14 protein-coding genes are annotated in these 19,287 nt (G+C 64.2%); 7 read left to right on the top strand and 7 right to left on the bottom strand.

What is annotated here, in order from left to right; genetic code table 11:
* The first annotated feature begins 135 nt into the window (after nucleotides 1-135).
* From ACFW16_RS28380 to ACFW16_RS28365, 4 genes are all read left to right on the top strand, one after another.
* The gene (locus ACFW16_RS28380; protein ID WP_380311471.1) at nucleotides 136-1,098 is read left to right on the top strand and encodes a helix-turn-helix transcriptional regulator; all 963 of its coding nucleotides are present in this window, start codon (nucleotides 136-138) and stop codon (nucleotides 1,096-1,098) included.
* A gap of 221 nt (nucleotides 1,099-1,319) precedes the next feature.
* Complete coding sequence (locus ACFW16_RS28375; RefSeq protein WP_380311469.1) at nucleotides 1,320-2,237, top strand: NADP-dependent oxidoreductase; 918 nt, start codon at nucleotides 1,320-1,322, stop codon at nucleotides 2,235-2,237.
* Between the two features lie 215 nt (nucleotides 2,238-2,452).
* Nucleotides 2,453-3,070 (top strand): nitroreductase family protein, encoded by a 618-nt coding sequence (locus tag ACFW16_RS28370; RefSeq protein WP_380311466.1) that lies wholly within the window; start codon nucleotides 2,453-2,455, stop codon nucleotides 3,068-3,070.
* 34 nt (nucleotides 3,071-3,104) lie between these two features.
* Complete coding sequence (locus ACFW16_RS28365) at nucleotides 3,105-3,650, top strand: carboxymuconolactone decarboxylase family protein (RefSeq protein WP_380311464.1); 546 nt, start codon at nucleotides 3,105-3,107, stop codon at nucleotides 3,648-3,650.
* A 527-nt stretch (nucleotides 3,651-4,177) separates the two neighbouring features.
* On the opposite strand, the gene ACFW16_RS28360 is transcribed toward ACFW16_RS28365, so the two are convergent.
* Nucleotides 4,178-4,405, bottom strand: a complete 228-nt coding sequence (locus ACFW16_RS28360; RefSeq protein ID WP_380311462.1) for a hypothetical protein — start codon at nucleotides 4,403-4,405, stop codon at nucleotides 4,178-4,180.
* Nucleotides 4,406-4,818: 413 nt separating this feature from the next.
* Between ACFW16_RS28360 and ACFW16_RS28355 the strand changes: the two genes are divergently transcribed.
* Together ACFW16_RS28355 and ACFW16_RS28350 are read left to right on the top strand one after the other, a co-directional pair.
* Nucleotides 4,819-5,454 (top strand): exopolysaccharide biosynthesis protein, encoded by a 636-nt coding sequence (locus ACFW16_RS28355; protein WP_380311460.1) that lies wholly within the window; start codon nucleotides 4,819-4,821, stop codon nucleotides 5,452-5,454.
* A 357-nt stretch (nucleotides 5,455-5,811) separates the two neighbouring features.
* Entirely contained in the window at nucleotides 5,812-6,252 is a 441-nt protein-coding gene (locus ACFW16_RS28350) for a TSUP family transporter (RefSeq protein WP_380311458.1), read from the top strand.
* Between the two features lie 91 nt (nucleotides 6,253-6,343).
* Here ACFW16_RS28350 and ACFW16_RS28345 read toward each other — a convergent pair whose 3' ends face one another.
* The 3 genes from ACFW16_RS28345 to ACFW16_RS28335 are packed head-to-tail and all read right to left on the bottom strand — an operon-like array spanning nucleotide 6,344 to nucleotide 9,704.
* Complete coding sequence (locus ACFW16_RS28345) at nucleotides 6,344-7,246, bottom strand: plasmid partitioning protein RepB C-terminal domain-containing protein (protein ID WP_380311456.1); 903 nt, start codon at nucleotides 7,244-7,246, stop codon at nucleotides 6,344-6,346.
* The gene (locus ACFW16_RS28340; RefSeq protein WP_380311454.1) at nucleotides 7,243-8,136 is read right to left on the bottom strand and encodes a plasmid partitioning protein RepB C-terminal domain-containing protein; all 894 of its coding nucleotides are present in this window, start codon (nucleotides 8,134-8,136) and stop codon (nucleotides 7,243-7,245) included. The genes ACFW16_RS28345 and ACFW16_RS28340 overlap by 4 nt, the downstream gene beginning before the upstream one ends.
* A complete protein-coding gene (locus ACFW16_RS28335) occupies nucleotides 8,133-9,704 on the bottom strand; it encodes a recombinase family protein (protein ID WP_380311452.1) in 1,572 nt (523 codons plus the stop codon). The genes ACFW16_RS28340 and ACFW16_RS28335 overlap by 4 nt, the downstream gene beginning before the upstream one ends.
* 73 nt (nucleotides 9,705-9,777) lie before the next feature.
* Between ACFW16_RS28335 and ACFW16_RS28330 the strand changes: the two genes are divergently transcribed.
* Nucleotides 9,778-10,188 carry a hypothetical protein gene (locus tag ACFW16_RS28330; RefSeq protein ID WP_380311450.1) on the top strand — a complete coding sequence of 137 codons (411 nt, stop codon included), beginning with the start codon at nucleotides 9,778-9,780 and terminating at the stop codon, nucleotides 10,186-10,188.
* A 382-nt stretch (nucleotides 10,189-10,570) separates the two neighbouring features.
* Here ACFW16_RS28330 and ACFW16_RS28325 read toward each other — a convergent pair whose 3' ends face one another.
* From ACFW16_RS28325 to ACFW16_RS28315, 3 genes are all read right to left on the bottom strand, one after another.
* Entirely contained in the window at nucleotides 10,571-12,277 is a 1,707-nt protein-coding gene (locus ACFW16_RS28325; RefSeq protein WP_380311448.1) for a hypothetical protein, read from the bottom strand.
* Between the two features lie 435 nt (nucleotides 12,278-12,712).
* Nucleotides 12,713-13,462: a hypothetical protein gene (locus ACFW16_RS28320; protein WP_380311446.1), complete on the bottom strand. Its 750-nt coding sequence runs from the start codon at nucleotides 13,460-13,462 to the stop codon at nucleotides 12,713-12,715.
* Entirely contained in the window at nucleotides 13,459-19,278 is a 5,820-nt protein-coding gene (locus tag ACFW16_RS28315) for a DEAD/DEAH box helicase (RefSeq protein WP_380311444.1), read from the bottom strand. The genes ACFW16_RS28320 and ACFW16_RS28315 overlap by 4 nt, the downstream gene beginning before the upstream one ends.
* Nucleotides 19,279-19,287 lie beyond the last annotated feature (9 nt).

Here is a 19,287-nt window from a genome sequence, read left to right as displayed (position 1 = left end):
GTGCCCCAAAATCCAGTTCAAGGATCAAGGCATCATCCGCCTGGCGGATTCACGGATTGATCTTGTAAGTAGGTCGCTATGCAAAGCACGGCCAAATCGCGGGCCGGAGGCGGACAGGGGGAGCGGCCCGATTCGATGATCGCCGCCTCTGCCTCGAAGCTCTCTACCTCCGACCTCAACAGCCTCATGCGGGCGCTTGAAATCGATGTCATCGCGCTCACCGAGATGCTGATTCCATCGGGCCATCGCGCCGAGATGGGGACGATCGACGCGCCGGCAATCCACTACACAGTCAGCGGCAGGGGACGAATCTCGATCGGCAATGGACCTTTGGTGCCGCTTGAGCCCCATCTGCTCATCATCAAGCCTCCGAACATGCCGTTCGCGATCGAAGTCGATGGAGCCGACGGCCCGAAGAGGCTCATCTCCCGCGATTGCTGGAAGCAGCATGACGGCGTGTTGCGCATCGGAATGCCGGCCGAGCAGCCCGAAATCATCCAGATCTGCGGCTTCTTCAATGCATCCTTCGGACAATCCGTCGGGTTGTTTCGCGAATTGCGGGAGCCCGTGGTCGAGAAGTTCGAGCCGACAGACAAGATCGACCTGAAGCTTCGCGAAGCGATCGAGGAGCTTTGCGCGCAGGAAATCGGCATGGGCGCCATGACGGCGTCCCTGCTGAAGCAGGTCATCGTCGCCCTGGTGAGGCGGTCGATGAAGTCGTCGCGCAGCTGGACCGATCGGTTTTCGATTCTGGCGGACCGGCAGATCACGCGGGCCTTCGCCGACATGGTGGCGCGTCCCGGGGCCGCCCATACGGTTCAGAGCCTGGCGCAGAGCGCGGGTCTGAGCCGGTCGGCGTTCATGGCGCGGTTCTCGGAGATCTTCGGCCGTGCGCCGATGGCCGTCCTGCGGGACCTCAGGATGCGGCAGGCGGCCCGCGACCTCACGACGACGTCGGCCCCGGTCGACGTCGTGGCCTACAACGCCGGCTACGAAAGCCGCTCAAGCTTCGTGCGGGCATTCCGCAAAGCCTACAAAGTCGATCCCAGCGAGTACCGGCAGAGCGCGAAGACCGGCGAGGCCGATAAGGGCGCTTGAGCCAAGCGCCGCGCTGCGACCCAACCGAGTTCCTTCCCGCCCTTGAGCAGGGTTCGCGCACGCCTGGCACACTAATCCTCGGCGCTTGCCAGCTCCGGATTCCAGAATATGTGTCCGCTCGTCCAGGGACGCCGGACGCGGGTTTCATCGCGCCGGCACCGGTGGCAGCGTGGCTTCAAGATTCGGAAGACGACGCGCTACCGCACACAGGCAGGTGGACGATGAAGGCAATCGTTGTGACGGACCAGGCGGCGGGAACGGCCGGGATGAAGCTGGCCGAGCGGCCCGAACCGCAGGCGGCGATCAACGACGTCGTCGTTGAGGTTCATGCGTCGGGATTTGTCCCGACCGAGCTAGCGTGGCCCTCGACCTGGGCCGATCGCCTCGACCGTGACCGGACACCGTCGATCCCCGGGCACGAGCTGGCCGGAGTGGTCACGGCTCTCGGCTACGGCACGACGGGACTGTCGGTGGGACAGCGGGTGTTTGGCCTCGCTGACTGGTATCGCGACGGGACCCTGGCGGAGTATGTCGCGATCGAGGCACGCAACCTCGCTGCCCTGCCGGGCGACGTCGACTTCACGGTGGGCGCGAGCCTGCCGATCTCGGGCCTGACCGCGTGGCAGGGATTGTTCGAGCACGGCCGCCTTCAGGCGGGGCAGAGCGTCCTCATTCACGGCTCGGCCGGCGCAGTCGGGTCGATGGTGGCCCAACTGGCACGGGAGGCCGGCGCCCACGTCATCGGCACCGGACGAGCGGCCGACCGTCGGATGGCGCTCGACTTCGGCGCGCAGGAGTTCGTCGACCTCGACAACGACGTCCTGGAAGACGTCGGCGCGATCGATCTGGTGTTCGATGTCATCGGCGGCGACATCGGGAAGCGGTCGGCAGGCCTGATCCGAGCCGGGGGAACGCTGGTGTCCATCGTCGGACCGGTAGAGGCGCGGCCCGCCGACGGCCTGGCGATCGATTTCGTTGTCGAATCCGATCGTGCCCAACTGGGTGAAATCGTCCAGCGGGTGCGGGACGGGCGACTGCGAACGCATATCGGCACCGTCTCGACCCTCGACGATGCCGTCGCAGCCTTCAACCCGACCGAGCGACGCTCGGGGAAGACGATCATTCGCGTCCGTCCCTAAGCGACACGCGCCTATCGATGCATGCGGCCGTCCGGAATGGCCGGCTGCGCCCGATTGGACGCGCCCGGGCAACCCGGGAAGCGACCCATGGCTCCTGGCATGAGATGTCGAACAGGCTCCATTCCAGCAGCCTTTGCAGAAGAGAGAGAGGGGGAGACCGCTCTTTCACTTCAATCCCTTGACCCATAGAAGTCACCATGACCAACGGACACACTATGACCAACGCCGTCATCGACTGTATTTTGAGCCGCAGCGCCGCCAAGTACTACGACCCTGCCGCCACCTTGAGCGACGACCAGATCCGCGAGCTGGTGCGGATCGGCACCACCGCGCCGACATCCTTCCACCTGCAGAACTGGCGCTTCATCGCCGTCCGCACGCCCGAAGCGAAGGCCCGGCTGAGGCCGATCGCCTGGAATCAGCCTCCCATCACCGAAGCGGCCGTCACCTTCATCATCTGTGGCCAGTTGGCCGATTCCCGCGTGATACCGAAGCGCCTGGCACCGCTGGTGGAAGCGGGGATCATGCCGGCAACGATGGTGCCGGAATGGGAAATCCCTGCACGCGGTCTGTATTTGAACTACCCGCAACGCCAGCGGGACGAGGCCGTACGCTCCGGCGCCATGGGCGCGACGGCGATGATCTATGCGGCCCGCTCGCTGGGCCTGGGTTCGACGCCGATGATCGGCTTCGATGCCGAAGCGGTGGCCCGCGAGTTCGGACTGGCCGAGGACGAAGTGCCGGTCATGCTGCTGTCCGTCGGGGCGGAGCGTCCGGGAAACTGGCCGCAGAAGCCGCGCCGTCCGGTGGCCGAAGTGCTGGATCTCGTATAATTTCCTGTAAAATCAGAAACTTGCGGAGAATATGATGGCAAGAGCCGCGGCTCTCAAGCCGGAACAGGTGCCGGCCGATTCGAAGCCGACTCTCGATGCGTTCACCAGGAACATCGGGTTCACCCCGAATATGATGGCGACCTTTGCGCAGAGCCCGATCGCGTTCAATTCATGGGCCAACCTGCTCGGCTCCTTGAGCAAGGCGCTCGACGTGAAGACGCGTGACAGCATCGGCCTCGCTGTCTCCGAGGTGAATGGCTGCAACTACTGTCTGACGGTTCACAGCTTCACGGCCGAGCATATGGCCAAGCTGCCGGCCGATGAAGTCATCCTCGCCCGGAAGGGCCATGCCCGCGACCCGAAGCGGGACGCCGCCGTCCAGTTTGCGCGCAAGGTCATCGAGACTCGAGGCCATGTCGGTGACGCCGATCTGAAAGCCGTCCGCGATGCCGGCCACACGGATGCGAATGTCATGGAGATCGTCGCGCTGGTGGCCATGTACTCCCTGACGAACTTCTTCAATAACGTGTTCGATCCCGAGAAGGACTTTCCTGCCATTACACCGGCCGGCTCGATCTGAACTCTACCGGTCGTATCCACCATCTCCGAGGGTCCTTGGAGGCTTCATGTGAATCGAGCGTAACACCAAAGCCCAGATGCACCCGGGAGAGCTTCCTGGGAGAGCGTCCGGGCTTTTCGCGTGTGCGACGCGCGACATCCCCTCCGGCGCGCGATATCCGTCACATACCTGGCGTCGGCACCGCGACCGAAACGCCCGCTTCCTTGGAAGCGGCCATCCGGCAGCCTCGGTCACGACTTCCGCTTCTCCACCCTTCCCTGCCGCCTTGGCACGACCTGGACGCGCCATATCCGGCCGCCGCGCTGCCCTCTCTAGACCGGACGTCGCTCGGATCCGCGGAACCCGCTCCCTCTCTTCGGCTTGAGCATCAGAGCGGGCCCGAAAGCGGCCGTCACAGCTGTCTCTACGAAGCGGACATGACCGATCGCGATGGTGCGCGGACAAAAGGCCAGTCTCAGGAGAGAACCAGCCTGATACGCGGCCGTCGAGCCTCATGTGTACGAGAGCAGCGGGCACGCCCTTGAACCTCAGGCATATGGCGGCACCTCGACCAATGTCCCAATCAGGCGTAGCAATGCCTGATGCTCCGGCCCCCTACCGCTGCGGAGGAACTCACCCAGCTCAACATGGGACAAACGGCCACCAGAGGGGGCGTTGGGCTGATGGATGATGAAAGCATGTCCATTGGTCGGCTCGCGTCCGAGGAACCACGCGTCACCGTTCTGGCTGCGATAAAGTTCACGACGCTCTGTCATACAGGCTCCTGTCTTTTCGTACCAATGTAGGATTCGAAGTTGGCGAAACGAGAGGATGATGGTCGTGAGACGAGAGGCCAATCGGTCACTAGCTGGTCTTACCGCCCAGGCGCGGCCTTCGTCTTTCCGCCGATGCCGCAGCCAACTCACCAGCCGGGTTGGGGCGCGGGATCGAAAGGAGGGTCCAAAGCCCACCGTCGCCTGTTAGGCAGCGCTGGCGCCGATGGCGAGCAGTGGGGCAGCGCTGCGTCCGGCCTCATTCGCGAGCCGAGGCGGCAAGACCCTCGTGCCGGATCAACGGCCATCACCGCGTCCTGACCGCTGGGCCGAGCCCCCGTCGCAGGGCGAAGACCCGTCGCTTGGCGGCCCGCCGGTGGCGACGCCGAAGTCCCGGCCCTGAGGACCAGCCGAGATTGACTGCCGACAAGAGAGCCTTCGGCTATCCTGCCGGCGAGATGACGGTCCGAATCCCGACCTCCGCCCTGCTCGACGGCTTGCTGCGCGACGCCGCTTCCGAACGCGTGACCCTGGGCTGGCTGGTGGACAAGCTGGGGAATCGTTCCTTCGGCATGGTCATGTTGCTCCTGGCGCTGCTCGGGGCAATGCCGGGCGTGTCCGCCATCGTCGCCCCGCTGCTTGCCATCCTGGCGGTGCAGATGATGCTGGGCCATGCCGGCCCGGCCTTCCCTCGGCGCGTTGCCGAGCGCAGCATACGGACCCAGGGCCTGGCGCGCATCCTAAGCAGTGCCGTGCCGATGCTGCGCGCCGTCGAGAGCTTCATCCATCCGCGCTGGCCGACACCGTTCGAGACGACCAAGCGCGGGGTCGGCCTTGTGGTGCTGATGCTCGGCGTGCTGCTGCTGACACCGGTTCCCTTGAGCAACATCCCGCCTGCTGTGGCGATCGCCCTGCTCGCCATCTCCTACCTGGAGGAGGACGGGATCCTGCTCTGCGTCGCCCTGACGGCTTCCGCCGGTCTGCTCGCCATCGCCGCCGGCGCGGTCTGGCAGGCGATGGGCGAGTTGGGCTGGGTGCGGGGCTTTCTTTGAGCCTTCCAAGCTCCAGAAGAGCTCAAGTGGATTTTCTCCCCGACCAGCGTCAGACCCTGCCGGTGTCGTGATACCCGGCGACAAGCTGCATCTCGCGAGCACCGCCGCCCCATTCGTCCATTCCACGCCGAGCTGGGACGTCTCGATCGCGCAAAGAGACATCGGGTCGGCGCCCCGAAACGGGACGTTGCTCGAACCCGCACGATTCCCGGAGTTCCGCGGCTAGGCCAACCCTATACGGATCCTCGAAACCGGTCGTTGCAACCGGCTCCCCGAACCGGACGTGACCGCGGGCGGCTCTGTGCTGCTATCTGAGTAGGCTTGTCCCGAAGCGTTATGTCCAGCTAACTACATCGCATGGACACGCTTCAGCCTGCAGCCACTCACCGCAGTCTCCCTGCCGCCTTCTTCGGAGGAGCGACGATCGGGACGCTCGGTGGGCTGATCGGACTCGGCGGCGCCGAGTTTCGGCTGCCGCTGCTGATCGGCCTGTTCCGTTTTGTCGCGCTGGAGGCGGTCATCCTCAACAAGGCCATGAGCCTTGTCGTCGTGGCCTCAGCGCTGCTGTTCAGGACGAGGGCGGTTCCGGTCGACGAAGTGCTCCATCACTGGCCGGTCGTCGTCAATCTCCTCGCCGGCAGCCTTCTCGGGGCTTGGTTCGGAGCGGGCTGGGTGACGCGATTGCGCTCGGAAACCCTCTACAAGGTGATCGCGCTTCTACTCGCGGCCATTGCGGCCGTGCTGTTGCTCGAACACCGGATCACCGGTGGCGCCACGCTCGCCGCTGATTGTGGGTAGTTGAAAGCCACACCGGACGGTTACGCTCTACCAACGCCTCGGCCGCGCGTCGTCGTCAGCCCGCAATCCACGCGAGCGGCGCGAATACGAATCACGCGGCCTGGTCAGCAAAGGAAGCAGCGTCCGCAATGGCCTGGAACTGCTCAAGATATTCAGGTCGGTGCTGGAGAAGGTAGCGCACGACGCGTGGATTGCCGAGTAGCTTGGCGAGATAACCCTTCACGACCGTCAGCTGGAGATGCTCCTTGCCGTAGGTCTCCTGGACCTCGGCCATCGATTCTTGGAGCCGAGCGAGCTCCTTCTCCATCCTGGCCATCGCCTCCGGCGTGACGCCGCGCACCTTCTTCGATTTCTTCTCGCCGGCGAGTTCGTTGGACGGCGTGCCAGCGAGAAGCGCGGTGGCGTAGGCTGCCGTGTAGTTGTTCGCCGCGATCATCAGCTCCGTCGCCTCGAGCTGCCGCAGGGGCTTCATCCGCTTGAGGATCTCGAACACCGCCATCGGGCACATCGTGTCCTTCAGCATCGAAACGACTTCATGGCTGATGCCGTCGAGGAGGTTCGCCTTCCGCTTCACGCTGTTGACGTGGAGGCTGAGCGCGCGAGCGATCTTCTCGTTGGAGACCCCGCGAGCGATGGCCTTCAGGATCATGGCATGCTCCTGGACGGCCGAGAGGCGGCTGATCCGCTTGTTGAAGGTGAATGCCTCGTCGTCGGTCGAGACTAGGCATTCGACCTCGGTCCTACCGAGGTCCTTTAGGATCTCCACGCGGACATGGCCGTCGAGCAGCAGGAAGTTGTCCGGGTTTCCGGCGATCCTGGCAACGGCGGGTGGCTCGACCAATCCGATCTCGATCACCGAGGCGCGGATCTGCTGATACTTATGGCTGGCCTTGACCGACGTCCTCGGAGGGCGGACGGGCAGGAGCGCCGCGATCGGCACGGTGACGCAATCGGCCTCGAAGGCGACCCGGGCGGAGGTTTCGGTCTCGCTCATGCCGCCCCTCCCAAGATGCGCATCTCCAGGTCCTTCGGCATGGTATCCAGCTTCTCGGCCCGGAGCAGCGTGACGAAGTTCTCATCGGTCCGCAGGTTCTTGAGCGCCTCGACGACGAAGAGGAGCCGGGTCTGCGTGACCTCCGCCTTCTTGACGAGCAGGCGTTGCCTGTCGGCTTCCTGCTGGAAGATTCGGACGAAGGCCTCGGAAGTCCTCGCCCGCGTCAGCTTCTTGCCGAATGCGTTCGTGGAGACATGCTTGCCGCGCCGGGTCCGCTGCTCAATCAGGCGTCGCATCTTGATGAGCCGAGGGCCCGTGATCTTTCCCTTCGTATAGGCTTCGGCGAGCATGTGCTGGATCGTCTCGTCGTCGGCGCGGGCGATCTCGATCGCCACCGAGATGGGGATGGTGCCGGCGTCGACCGCCTCGATGAGGCGTTGCTCGCCTTTCTCGATCAGCAGCGCCATCATGCTCACCCATTCGGGCGTGGTGCCGATCTTCTCGGCGATCTGCCGGTCAGAGTAGCCGCGCTTGCGCAGAGTCGCGACGTCCTGCAGAAGGTCGATGGAGCGGTGCTGCCTTCGGGCGCAGTTCTCCACCAAGCTCATGATCAGGCACTCCTCCTCAGACGCCTCCGTCACGATGGCGGGGATCTCGGTTCGTCCAAGCTCGCGGAAGGCCTCGATCCGACCTTGGCCACAGGCGAGGCCGTAGGATCGCTGGCCGTCGGGGCCGATCATAGTATTGACCCGGATTGGGCGCTTCAGGCCGACCGCCCGGATGCTCTCGACCACATCCATGAACTTTCGCCGGCTCCGGACGCGCGGGTTCAGGACGACGATCCGGTCGATCGGGATCATCTGCACGCGCGTGTTCGTCGTTTGGATCATGCTGCCTCCTCGAACCGAGCTCGGGCCGCCAGGGAGAAAAGGAAATCCAAGGTCTCGAAGCGATAGCCGTCCAGCGACAGGCCGTTGCTCTCCGCGAGCCGCAGGTTCGGCCTGGTCATGTCGAGCCGCGGGAGCAGGTAGTAATCAAGCGGGGAGACGTTGTCGCGATCCATGCGCACGGCGATCGTAATGTCGGGCGCCAGGCCGGTGTCGAGTCGGATGCGCCAACGCGGCGAGCCTCCTTGCGTCTCGCCGCAGCGTGCGACGACCACGGAGGCGGCGAACTCGCCGTTGACGTCGAGCAGACCGGTGTCGGGATCGATGCCGACTTCGCCGCCGGCGGCCCGTAGGCCGTCCACCACCATGTCAACGACGTCGGGATGCATCGTGCGCAGGCGCCGGTTGATCTCGATGTAGCGATAGTCTCGCCGCGGGCTGTAGCCGACGAGATGGTAGGCACGAAGTAGGCTGCCGAAGCGGCTGCGGTAGACACTGCTCGACGGCATGTCCTCGCGCTCGTCGATGACGAGGCTGGAGAGCGAGCCCTGCTCCAAGAGTAGCGACCTCAGCAGATCGAGGAGCTCGGCGCTGGTCAGCTTCCGGCTGCGCTCCTCCACGATCCAGGCGGCGCGCTCGAAGGTGGCGGCCTCGACGATGGCGGCGAAGACGCCGCGGGCACGAACCCAGTGCTCCGGAGCGTTCACGACGCGGCGCATCTTCAGCTTGAAGGAGACACGGTTAAAGACGTTGTCGCCGATGTATTTGGGGTTCGTCAGGACCTGATGGACGGTGCCGCGCGTCCATGGTCGTCCAAGGTCGGTGAGCACGCCGTCCCGATTCAGTCGGGCCGCGATCTCGGCCTCTTGGACGCCCTGCTCGACGAAGAGACGATAGATGCGCCGGACGGTCTCGACCTCCTCGGGCGGTCCGGGAACCAGGATCACGCGATCGGTCTGGAGGCTCTTGCGCTCGCCGATCGAGAGCTCGGCCTTCGGCTCGCCGTTCTCGTCAACGAGGAGCCGCCGCAGCCCGTAACCGGCCATCCCACCTTGCCGGAACCCCTTCTCGACGAGGCGGCACTGGCCGGCGAAGACCTTGACCGAGAGTTCGCGGCTGTACTCACCGGCCATAACCCTTTTCACGGTCTTCAGCAGATTGGAACCGATGCTGCCATCGTTCTCGAACTGCTCTGCGCAATAGTGGACGACAATGTCCGCGCGGTAACACAGAAACTCCAGGTGAGCGCCGTGGTCGGCGTTTTGGAAGCGGCCCCAGCGGCTCACGTCGTAGACGAGGATCGTGCCGAAGTCGGCCGCGCTCCGTTCGACGTCAGAGAGTAACCGTTGGAAGGCGTCCCGCCCCTCCAGGTTAAGACCGCTCTTCCCGGCATCCTCGTAGACGCGGACGACCTCGATGTCCCGTGCCTCGGCGAACCTTCGGATGGTGTCGAGCTGGTTCTCGGTGGAATAGCGCTGGTGGTCAGTCGACATCCGCACGTAGGCAACAGCACGAGTGGACCGGTCTTCACCAGTCCTCGCCGATTGCAAAGGACCTCGACCCTTGCTCACGCGTTGACGCTCCAACCTCGGTATCGTCGATTGCCGGCCCGCTCGCTCAGCACTAAAGCGTGGAGGTGATGGAATGTCCTTTCCAGATTCGGGCAATGTCTTTCCAAACTGGCACGGCCGGAAGCCACGAAAACCGTCATTCGCCAAGCTGGTTTCGACAGCGTTGCGGGCCTCGCTTCGGGGTCAGTCGTCGTCGATCAAGACGGTGGCGCTTTGGACAGGCGCGAACGAGCGAACCGTGAAGAACTGGTTCGCAGGCGACCGGGCCCCTTCCGGCGATCACTTCCTGGGATTGGCGGCGAACTCGCCTGCCGTACTCGCGGCCTTCCTGGCGGCGATCCAGCGGAACGATTGCCTCGTCATGGCCGACATCGAGGAGGCGCGGTCCAAGGTTGCCGCCGCGCTGGTGGCGCTGGACGCCGTGCGCGCGGTGCAGATGGAGGGCACGGCGGAAGTCACTCCGTCCGTTCACGGAGGCGCCTGACGGCGCCGGTTGCGGGTGAAGGCGAACAGACCAGGCAGGATGGCGACGAACTCATGCCGGAGGCTCCCCTGCTGGCCGGTTCCGGGGAGGAACCGACCGACAGGCTCCGGTGCGCCATTTCCGGCCATCCACCATGCGCCCCGACAGCGGACACTCATCAAACCCTCGGGATCTCGGCGCTTTCGGTCGTTTGAGCTGTATCAGGGCGCCCAAGACCGGCATCGCAGCCGGGTCCTTGAAGCGGTCATGGCCGCACCGACTCGAAGCAATCATCCAGCCTCGCACTCGGACAGCCGCTCCCCATCTGCTTTCCTGTCTCCATCTGCAACGTCTCCGGACAACAGTTCGTCCCAGATGAGTGAGTCAGGATATGGTGCGCTGCCTACCCATCCGGCATCCGATCAGGGTTCAAGATTACTCCAGCGTCTCCGATCGGCAGCATCTTGGATTCCTTCTGGGCAGACGCGGCGGACGCCGCGGTCTCGCGGGCGACTGCATTGAGGAGTTGTGCGAGCGAGCGACGAGGCCCTTCAAGACGCGCTCGGCGGACGTGCTGCCAATCGAACCAGTCCGCTCGGCCATCGCGAACGCCCGAGCCGGTGAAGTGCGCATGATAGCGCCCCAAGACGACGAGGCGGAGCCGCGGCGCGGGCGTCGGCGAGAAACCCAATCGGCGCACAAGCTCCTCCAGCCCGTAGATCGCGATCCATCCCGTCACGCGCTCGATCCACGTATTGCACTCACCGGTCAGATTGGATCCCGCGTTGCGCCGCTGGCGCTCGTCGGTGCCAATGGGCTGCTGCCATTTGAGCTGCATCAGCGCGAGGTCGCCATCCCTACGATCGAACACCGCGAAGTCGATGTCGGTCACGTCCTTGCCGTCATGCTTCAGCTTGAGGTTCTTGTCGTTGAAGGCCCACCGCGGCGAATTGAACTGCTTGGCTAGCTCCCGGATCCAACGCCCTTCGCGGCGATTCGCCATCACCGCCCAGTCGCTGGAGTACCGGCTCCTGAGATCCGTCAGCAGAAACAGGATCGGATTGATGTCGAGCCCGTAGATCGGCAGCAGGATGGAATCCTCCGTCGTGCGCACCAGAGGCGCCCAGCAGGTGCCGGTCTCCGAGAAATGAACCGCAGCGTTCTCCGGCCCAAGGGTCAAGGTCTCCAAGATCTCCGCTACGTCCCGCTCATCCGCGTCCAAGAGGCCGGCCACGGCCTTCACCAGACGGTCGTAGCCGGTCACGCCGGTAAGCAGGTTGCGCAGCGACAGCTCGGGCCTCTTGCGCAGAAGGATCTGTGCAAACGCAAGATGCTTGTGAGCCCGCGCCGATAAGACCGTCAGGACGGCCATGTAGGCGGAGAACGGTCGCCCGCCAATGCGATCGTCGGCGCCAAGTAGATCCTGGGCGTAGAACCGCTCCACGTAGAGGCGGGCCCACTCTGCAAAGTAGGCGTCGATGTTCGGCGTCGACCGGTAGCCGATGGTCCAATCGTCAACTGCGAACACCCGATCCGACAGTTCGCGATAGAGCTTGCGGTGCCGCTCCCGGAGGCGCCGCTCGTCCGCCGAGCGGACGGCCGCGGTCCGCGCGCTCGCCCACCGCAGGCCATTGCGGCCAATTTCCTCGTCGTGCGCGCGCCCCTGCACGTTCGTCAGCTCGATGACGTCGAAGTTGCCCGGTTCGTCTGGCTTCGGGAAGGTTCGGACACGCCCCTGGACCAAGCCGTCGCGCAACCACGCCGCGTACCGTTCACCCAGTTGCAAGGCGGCGCATTCGAACAGGAAATCGTCCATCTTCGCGGCTGAGTTCGACGAGCTGGCGAGGAAGCGATGTGGTCGGGTCTCGAGCACCGTGGGCAGTACGCGCTGCAGAGCCTGGTTGCCGCCCCAGGTCAGGATTGTCCGAAAGGCCTCGGCGTCGGCCGGTGCACGGCGCCCCTCCTCGAACAGCTCGCGGCAGAACAGATCGTCGAGCGCCCGAACAGCTTCGAGGGTGATCAGCGCGCTCGGCTTGCGCCACTCGTCGGCCTGCCGGCGCTGGTCGGCGATCGCCGCATGGAGCCGATCCAATGCCGGATTGAGGGCCATGTCTGGCCTCACAGCAGGGTATCGTCCATCAAAACAGCAGCGCCCCTCATGCCAATGAGCGAATTCGCATTACGACCAAGCCGTCCTCGTTGCGCCATATGCGGTCAGCACGCCTCACCCCGACACCGACATTGACCGAACGCGCAGAACTCCAACGCTTCCAATCGTCCCGGTCCGGTCAGGGCGCCCCCAAACCGGCCGTCCCAGGCGGCTCTACGAAGCGGACACCACCGGACGCGACCCTCGGCGGTCGTTGCCTCAGCGTCCCGAAACCAGAGATCGTCCGGGCAGGCCATTCATCGCTCTCCTCAGCCAGCCTAGCTTGGCTAGGCCTGGGTCTCGATTGATCCCCAGGGTCGGTAGCGGCAGAGCACGCACTCCGGGTCAACAAACTCGATCCGGGCCAGACAATTTTGGTTATCGCCGCCGCCTACTTCATGAATTACCCTCGCCAGTGTCGCCAGGGTACATGTAGTCGTAGAGCGCAAGGTCCCTCTTCACCTGCCGATCATCCGGCGCATCGTAGTGCCTGAAGCCATGCCTCCTCCGGAATTGACCAAGTGCTTCACACCAATCCGCGCTGATGGCGAGGACTTTTTCCGTCACGGTTTTCAGCATTTCAGGCGAGAAGAACGAACTCTCCGGCCCGAGGTCCACATTAACAAAATCCATCACGTTCCCATGACAGATATTATTGCGCAGTCGGACGATCCCGACGTCGACTCTGTTCGGTTTCTCGGTTTTGAGATTCTCGAAGAAATCCATCTCCTCATTGAAGGCGAGATATTTCACCGGAAGGCCAGCCTCCTGGGCCTGTAAGATCAGCTTGTTACTCAGGACACGATATGGAGAAATATCCCTTAGATCTTGTTCTTGCGGAACTTGATTTAAAAGGTGCAGCGTGACACGAAGGCTGGCTTCAAGACCATTGAGCAGAGATGATAGAGCCGGAATATATAGCTCGTGGACATACGCATCATGCCCTTGGACGAAAAACCAGTGTTGCTCCGCAGCGCATAGGCTTTGAAAGAAAAGATTACGAGTCTCATGATAGCGAGAATAGTGGATATTCTGGCGTGTTATATAGTCAAATTTCATCACGCTAGTGTTCCAGTTGTAGCTGACATTCTGCTGTTTCTCTCGCTCCGCCGACGGCACGAAGTCAATGGAGATGAGATCCCTCAATCCGCCAATGCAAGCTCGACGGCACGCAGGGGCCGCCGCTCCAGATTGAAGGTGTCGAGGAACCTAACCGCGGCTCCACCGCTCAGCGCGGTTCCGAACTCACCATCCGTCCTCCACAGCGGGTGCACGATCAGGAACGTGTTTCCTCCGGCCTGCCTCTCCCGTAGGGAGGGTAGCCCTGATGCCTGGTTCACTTCGGCGATCAGCGAATTCGGCCGCATGCCCGCGACCGACTCCGCGAGCGCGCGCGCCCGCTCATGCCATCCGAGAGTTTCGGGGAAGTTCCGATCCTTCACGTCGAGGCCAGCGCTGTATCCCGGGGTCACTAGCGTTCGCAGGTAGGCAAGGCCCAGCCTCCAGTCGAGCAGGCCGTGGTAGGACCGGTTGCCATAGCGCTGAATGCACCGATAGCAGGAAGTCTGGCAGCGAGCGGAATGATCCTCCTCGAAGTTTTTCTTGAGGAAGTCGACTAGTGGCCACTTACTCTCGTCGCCGAGGATTTCGTTGATCAAAAAGAGGATGTGGGGCGTGCCGTCGCTACGGTCGTCGCCGAGGCGCCGGCACAGACCCGACCCGTTGATCAGCGAATCCGCCATCTGGAGCATCGGATTGCCGTCGCGCAGGCGCGGCTCGAGCGCCTCGAATTCGTCGGACGCGACATCGAGATCGAGCGCCGCCTTCTGCACGAGAATCTGGGTCGCGCTGATCGCAGCGGAGCGCGTCGGAAGATGGCTGTGTTCGCCTTTTCTGGCGACGCAGTTGAGAGTCAACCGCTCGTCGAAGTCCAGCAGCTCCAGATAGAGTGCGTCCGTCTCCTTCTTCGCGATGAGGCCGAACGTCCGCTCGCTGCCGGGGTCGACGGTCCACCGGCCGGACGACCGGCCGAGTTCGCCGCTGTCGATGGCCTGCGAAGACGCGAGCGAGGTGGCCGGCATGCGGGGAACGCGGATTTGGCCATCCTCCGCCTCGCGGATGGTGAACCGCAGCGGCATACCGCTGTCGCCATCAGGACCGTCGTTGAGCTGCATGATCGTCACGCCGGCGCCGCGCCGCACGCGGAGACCGCCCACCGCGACCGCCTCTCCCTCGTGAAGAACCGTCGCGACCGTACGCACAGCCATGCGGCCGACGGTATCAAGGTCGGTTTCAGCCGGGTGGAAATCGGTCCTAAACGCCGCTGGCGTGACATAGTCCCGGAACTCGCCCGGCTCGATGTCGGCACCGCAATCCTCGCAGGGATGCGGACTCTCCGGCCGACTCAAGCTGTAACGCGCGGAGCCGCAGGCCGGACAGAGCGCCACCTGGTGCTCCGATTCGACCCAGCCGGAGAGGCTCTGGAGCACGATGTCCTTGCCGCGCCTCTCGGGCGGGGCGAGGGTTCCGGAAAAGCCGATGACCCTGTGGCGCTGCTTGTCCTTCGTCAGCACGGCGCCGGGCGCGAACTCGAACACCGCAGTGTCCAGGTCGCGATCCATCGTCGACCAGGCGTAGTCGGCATCCTGCTCGTCGGATTCGGCCCTCAGCCCCAAGTAGAGTTGGCGCACGCGAGTCGGCATGCCGTACATCGGCAGAAGCCCCCGCTCGGCCAGGAACTGGGCGAGACCCCGGGGATTGGTCGGTTTGAAGCCGTGCTGCCGCTCGATCGCCTCCAATAAGTTGTCGACGGTGGCCTTCGACCGCAGACGCTCGCGTTGATCTGCATCGATGCACGCGGCGTCAATGAACGCATCGCGCTGAGTGATCGTCTCCTCCAGCGCCACATGGAGCCGGCCACGCCAGCCGTATCCTAAGGGATCATCGTAATATTCGTCGGTCGGCACGAATTCACCGTGGACATCCGGCGGGACGAGCAGGTCGCCCGGATACGTCCCTCCCTCGTCAACAACGACGTCGCGAACCCGCTGAAACGCGGCGCGCAGCCATACCTTCGTTAGCAGTCGTTCGGGAATCGGGTCGTGTCCGGTGGCCAGAAAGGGGGGCGGCGGCGGATCGCCGGTAATCGCGGCGGGATGGGCGTAGTAGTACGCATCGTGGCTGCGCCCGCGACAGAAGGTGATGACCATCGAGAACGCCTGGCCGCGACGACCCGCACGGCCAACGCGCTGTTGGTAGTTGAAACGCTGCGGAGGCATATTTGCCTGGTAGACGGTCTGCAGCGAGCCGATGTCGATGCCGACCTCCATGGTCGTCGTGACAGAAAGCAAGTCGATCTCGCGGGCAAGGCGCGCGACCTCGCCCAGGCTGTCGACGAATATGCCTTTGAACTTGCGGAGCCTGTCGGAGAAGTCGTCCGTCTGGCCGGTCAGCTCCTCGCAGCGCAGGCGGAAACGGGCGACCCCGTCCTCCTGCCCGCGCACGATCCGCCGGCCGAGGAAGTTAGCCTCCCATAGCTCGTCGACCACGCCGCTGCGCTCCTTGGGCAGGGGCTTGTAGCAGCGTGTGCAGTTGCCCACGCCGCGGTGGAGGTGGACGCGCTCGCAGAACTTGCAGCGCCAGTAGGGATCGCCCGCCGCGGCAATCCTCAGGAACACTTTGCCGACCCGCACAATGCCATTGACGTGGCCCAGCTTTTCGAAGGCGTCGAGCACCTCGCCGAGTTCGGCGAGTGCGTCGTCTCCGTGGATGGCATTGGCGAAGCGCCGGACTCGGTTGGAAAGCGGCACCTTCGACGCATTGTCCCACTCGGTCACGCGGGTGTCACTGAAGTATTTGTTCTCCTGGACGCGGGTTGCGCTGGCGAACACGCGCAGCCATGCATCGAGGCGGTCGACTGCCTCGCCGGCCTCGCGGCTAATCGAGGGATAGGCGAGCCCCGTCTCCTCCAGCGCGAAGAAGGTGTTGGCGAAGATGACGTCGTCGACCAACTCCATCAGCTCGTTCTCGATCGCAATACCCAGCTCCTTCTGTTGCGTATCGTTGAGCCAAGGCGCGTAGCTGACCAGGTCGCCGGCCTTCTGGAAGGCCTGGTACCAAGGCCGGCCCTTGTAGGGCTTCCGGCCCACCTCGTCGAAGGGATGGATACCGAGGTTGACGTATTCGGCGATCAGCGCGCCGACGCCGGCCGACGTATCCTTGTAGTCGAAGAGCCGGTTGAGCTGGACCTTCCTGGTCTCGACCGAGACCTGGGCATCGTTCGTCTGGCCGTTAATTGCGGCGATCGCCTTCTTGAAGCCTTCCTGATCGCCTGCCTTGTGCAGTTCCAGGGCCTTCGCCATCGCGACCACCGGATCGACCTTCGCGGCCTGCGCTCGCCGTATGTATTCGCGAGCGACCGTGACCAGGATCTCGCGACGCAGGTCGCGCAGGTGCAGCCGCTCGATCTCGAGCGACTGGTTGGCGGCATCCTGACGGCTGTCGGAGAAGACGATGCTCTTCGCCTCTGCGCCCACGGCGTGAAGCAGCTCGAAAAGTTCGGTGGCGACCAGTTGGGACGCCTTGCTGACACCAGTCCGGAACGCTCGAATCGGAGACCGCGACCGCGCCGTCGGCAATCTATTCGAGTAGTCTGTGCCGCACTTGGGACAGCAGAAGGGCTGGGCCGTACGGCGACCGTTCGATGATGCCGTGGTGGACTGGTTGTAGAGCCGCCCTCCGATCCGTCCGTCCGGAACGTCGTCGCCTAGCGCGACGACACCCGAAGCCGGATCAAGATGCGCCGGCTCCCACTCGTCCCAGTCTCTGCCGTCGCGCAACGGCTCGTCGCGGCTCGGCCAGAACACCGCAAACTGCTCGAAGGACATCTTGTCATAGTACTCGGCGGCCGCTCGTTCGGGCAGGTTCTCGAGCTCGGCAGTGGACGGCAGCAGCTCTGTGGAGCTGCTCGCCCCCAGGCGGCGTCCTCGCTGACCGCCGAGGAGCAAATCCCCGCACGCCTCGCAGTAGAGCAGCTCGAACAGCCGTCGGCCCCGGACTTCGCCTTGGGCCGGCTGTCCGTGCGACAGGCCGCGCTCGACACTCAGATCGACAAATCTGACCTTGCCGCCCTCTATCACCGGCGCGCCGAACAATCCCTCTATGTTGCGCACGAAAGCGTGAATCCTGAATGAAGGGGTACCCTGCGCTACCCGCGCCTTCCACTGCCGGCTCTCCGGAAGCGCGCGCGCCAGCATCAGCCCTTGAACCGCGACCTCGGCTCTCTCGCCGCCGCCGAACAGGCGGATTCCCAGATCTTTGATGCTTGTGGCGCGGACACTCGCACCTTCCCTGCACGCGCTGGTTAGAAGCGCGGCGGCGGCTTCGGCGACGCGAGCGACGCGGTCGTCGCCGACCTCGTTGACATCCAACGCCGCCGCCACAACGCCGATGGCCGTGTTCAGCTCACCTGACGGCGTCACCTTTGCAACGAACCCCGTGCCGCCGGCCCGCGCCGCCTCGACTAGGTTGATGAAAGGTTCAGCGTCGACCGCACGCCCGTCCCACTCGGGGATCTCCGGCTCGCCTCTCACGACGCATGTGGACCAGAAGTCGGATTCCACCGATCCGGGATCGTCGGGTGCCTTGCTAGTGCCGAACGGCGCAAAGAGGTCGCGCAGATATTTCCTCGACTGAACGCCAGGCTCGCCCTCCATCGGAAGCGATGCTGACGACGCCAGGATGCGGAGCTTGTGACGGTGGGCAGGAATATCGAGCCCCAGCCGCTGGATGAGCGACTTGACCAGGAACGACACCTCGGTGCCGGCAGAACCGCGGATCAGGTGGAGCTCGTCGAAGACCAAGTAGAAGTAGGCGTCGTCGTTCTCCCGGAGCCACTTCCTCGTAGTCTCGAAGATCGGCTCCTCAACTTCCCGGGAGAGCATCGCGCCGAGCATGGAGGCGTTGGTCACCAGCAAATCGGGGGGAGTGGCCTGCATGTCCCACCGCGACAGCATCTCGCCTCCGTCGAGGGACGGAAAAATGAAGCGAGTCTTGTCGGGCGGTGTGTTGCCCAACTGCTCCGCCTTCTCGCGCTCCGCCTCGTCGTGCGCACGCGCCGCCGCCTGGTCGGACGCGAATTTCTTCAGCTCCGCACGTAACTCCCGTCCATGGCGCGCTCGGCGCTTCTTCTCGGGCTCATGCTCCCGCAGCCGCGGATGATCCTCGTAGCCGGTCACCGGGGTCGACGAGGTGTACTGGCCGAAGAAGATTCGGTTGCCCTTGAAGCGGTCGTCCATCACCGACCGCGCTTCATCGGAATCGAGCGTGCGGCGCAGACGCACCATCTGATCTTCGACCAGCGCGTTCATCGGGTAGAGGACGAGGGCGCGCAGCGCCGCGGGGCGGTTCTCGCCCTGGCGCTGGGGGATCCACTTGCTCCTCGGTTTCGCCCACCATTGGTCCTCAAGGTAGCCGGGCCTGGGCTTCGCCCATCCGACCGCCTCCCTCGTGAGCGCGGCGAGGATCGGCAGCATGAAGCTCTCGGTCTTGCCCGAGCCGGTGCCCGAGGTGACGATCCCCGGCGAACCTGGACGAATGCCGCGCTCAAGCATCTCCACCTGATGCTTGTAGGGCGCGTATCGGCCGGCACGCTTCACCTCGCCGGGGGCGTCGACGCCGTCGAACAGGCCGGACAGAGCGAGCCCGGCGAAGGCGACCTGAACGTCATGAGGGAGGGAGTCGATCGGGCTGCCTGCGACGCCCACCATCTGCTCGAGACGCAGCTCGTGGGTCCGGTATCTCAGAACGGGCTCTACGAACGATGCCGTCGCGAAAACGTTCGTTGTCTCAAGCAGTCGACGCCGCTCGGAGGCGACTCCCGCGTCGGCGATGCGGAAACTGGTTTCGACATACGAGATGAAGAAATCTTTGATGCGGTTGAAGCCGCCGATCGGGTCCAGCATCGATCCCCC

Source organism: Inquilinus sp. NPDC058860 (assembly GCF_042743185.1).
In the GTDB taxonomy this organism is placed as follows: Bacteria; Pseudomonadota; Alphaproteobacteria; order DSM-16000; family Inquilinaceae; genus Inquilinus.
The sequence above is the reverse complement of the archived record's forward strand: the minus strand, read 5'-3'. Positions and strand labels throughout refer to the sequence as shown.

Coding starts and splice junctions, on each gene's coding strand:
- ACFW16_RS28380 (WP_380311471.1), top strand. CDS start 136: ATGATCGCCGCCTCTGCCTCGAAGCTCTCTACCTCCGACCTCAACAGC.
- ACFW16_RS28375 (WP_380311469.1), top strand. CDS start 1,320: ATGAAGGCAATCGTTGTGACGGACCAGGCGGCGGGAACGGCCGGGATG.
- ACFW16_RS28370 (WP_380311466.1), top strand. CDS start 2,453: ATGACCAACGCCGTCATCGACTGTATTTTGAGCCGCAGCGCCGCCAAG.
- ACFW16_RS28365 (WP_380311464.1), top strand. CDS start 3,105: ATGGCAAGAGCCGCGGCTCTCAAGCCGGAACAGGTGCCGGCCGATTCG.
- ACFW16_RS28360 (WP_380311462.1), bottom strand. CDS start 4,405: ATGACAGAGCGTCGTGAACTTTATCGCAGCCAGAACGGTGACGCGTGG.
- ACFW16_RS28350 (WP_380311458.1), top strand. CDS start 5,812: ATGGACACGCTTCAGCCTGCAGCCACTCACCGCAGTCTCCCTGCCGCC.
- ACFW16_RS28345 (WP_380311456.1), bottom strand. CDS start 7,246: ATGAGCGAGACCGAAACCTCCGCCCGGGTCGCCTTCGAGGCCGATTGC.
- ACFW16_RS28340 (WP_380311454.1), bottom strand. CDS start 8,136: ATGATCCAAACGACGAACACGCGCGTGCAGATGATCCCGATCGACCGG.
- ACFW16_RS28330 (WP_380311450.1), top strand. CDS start 9,778: ATGTCCTTTCCAGATTCGGGCAATGTCTTTCCAAACTGGCACGGCCGG.
- ACFW16_RS28325 (WP_380311448.1), bottom strand. CDS start 12,277: ATGGCCCTCAATCCGGCATTGGATCGGCTCCATGCGGCGATCGCCGAC.
- ACFW16_RS28315 (WP_380311444.1), bottom strand. CDS start 19,278: ATGCTGGACCCGATCGGCGGCTTCAACCGCATCAAAGATTTCTTCATC.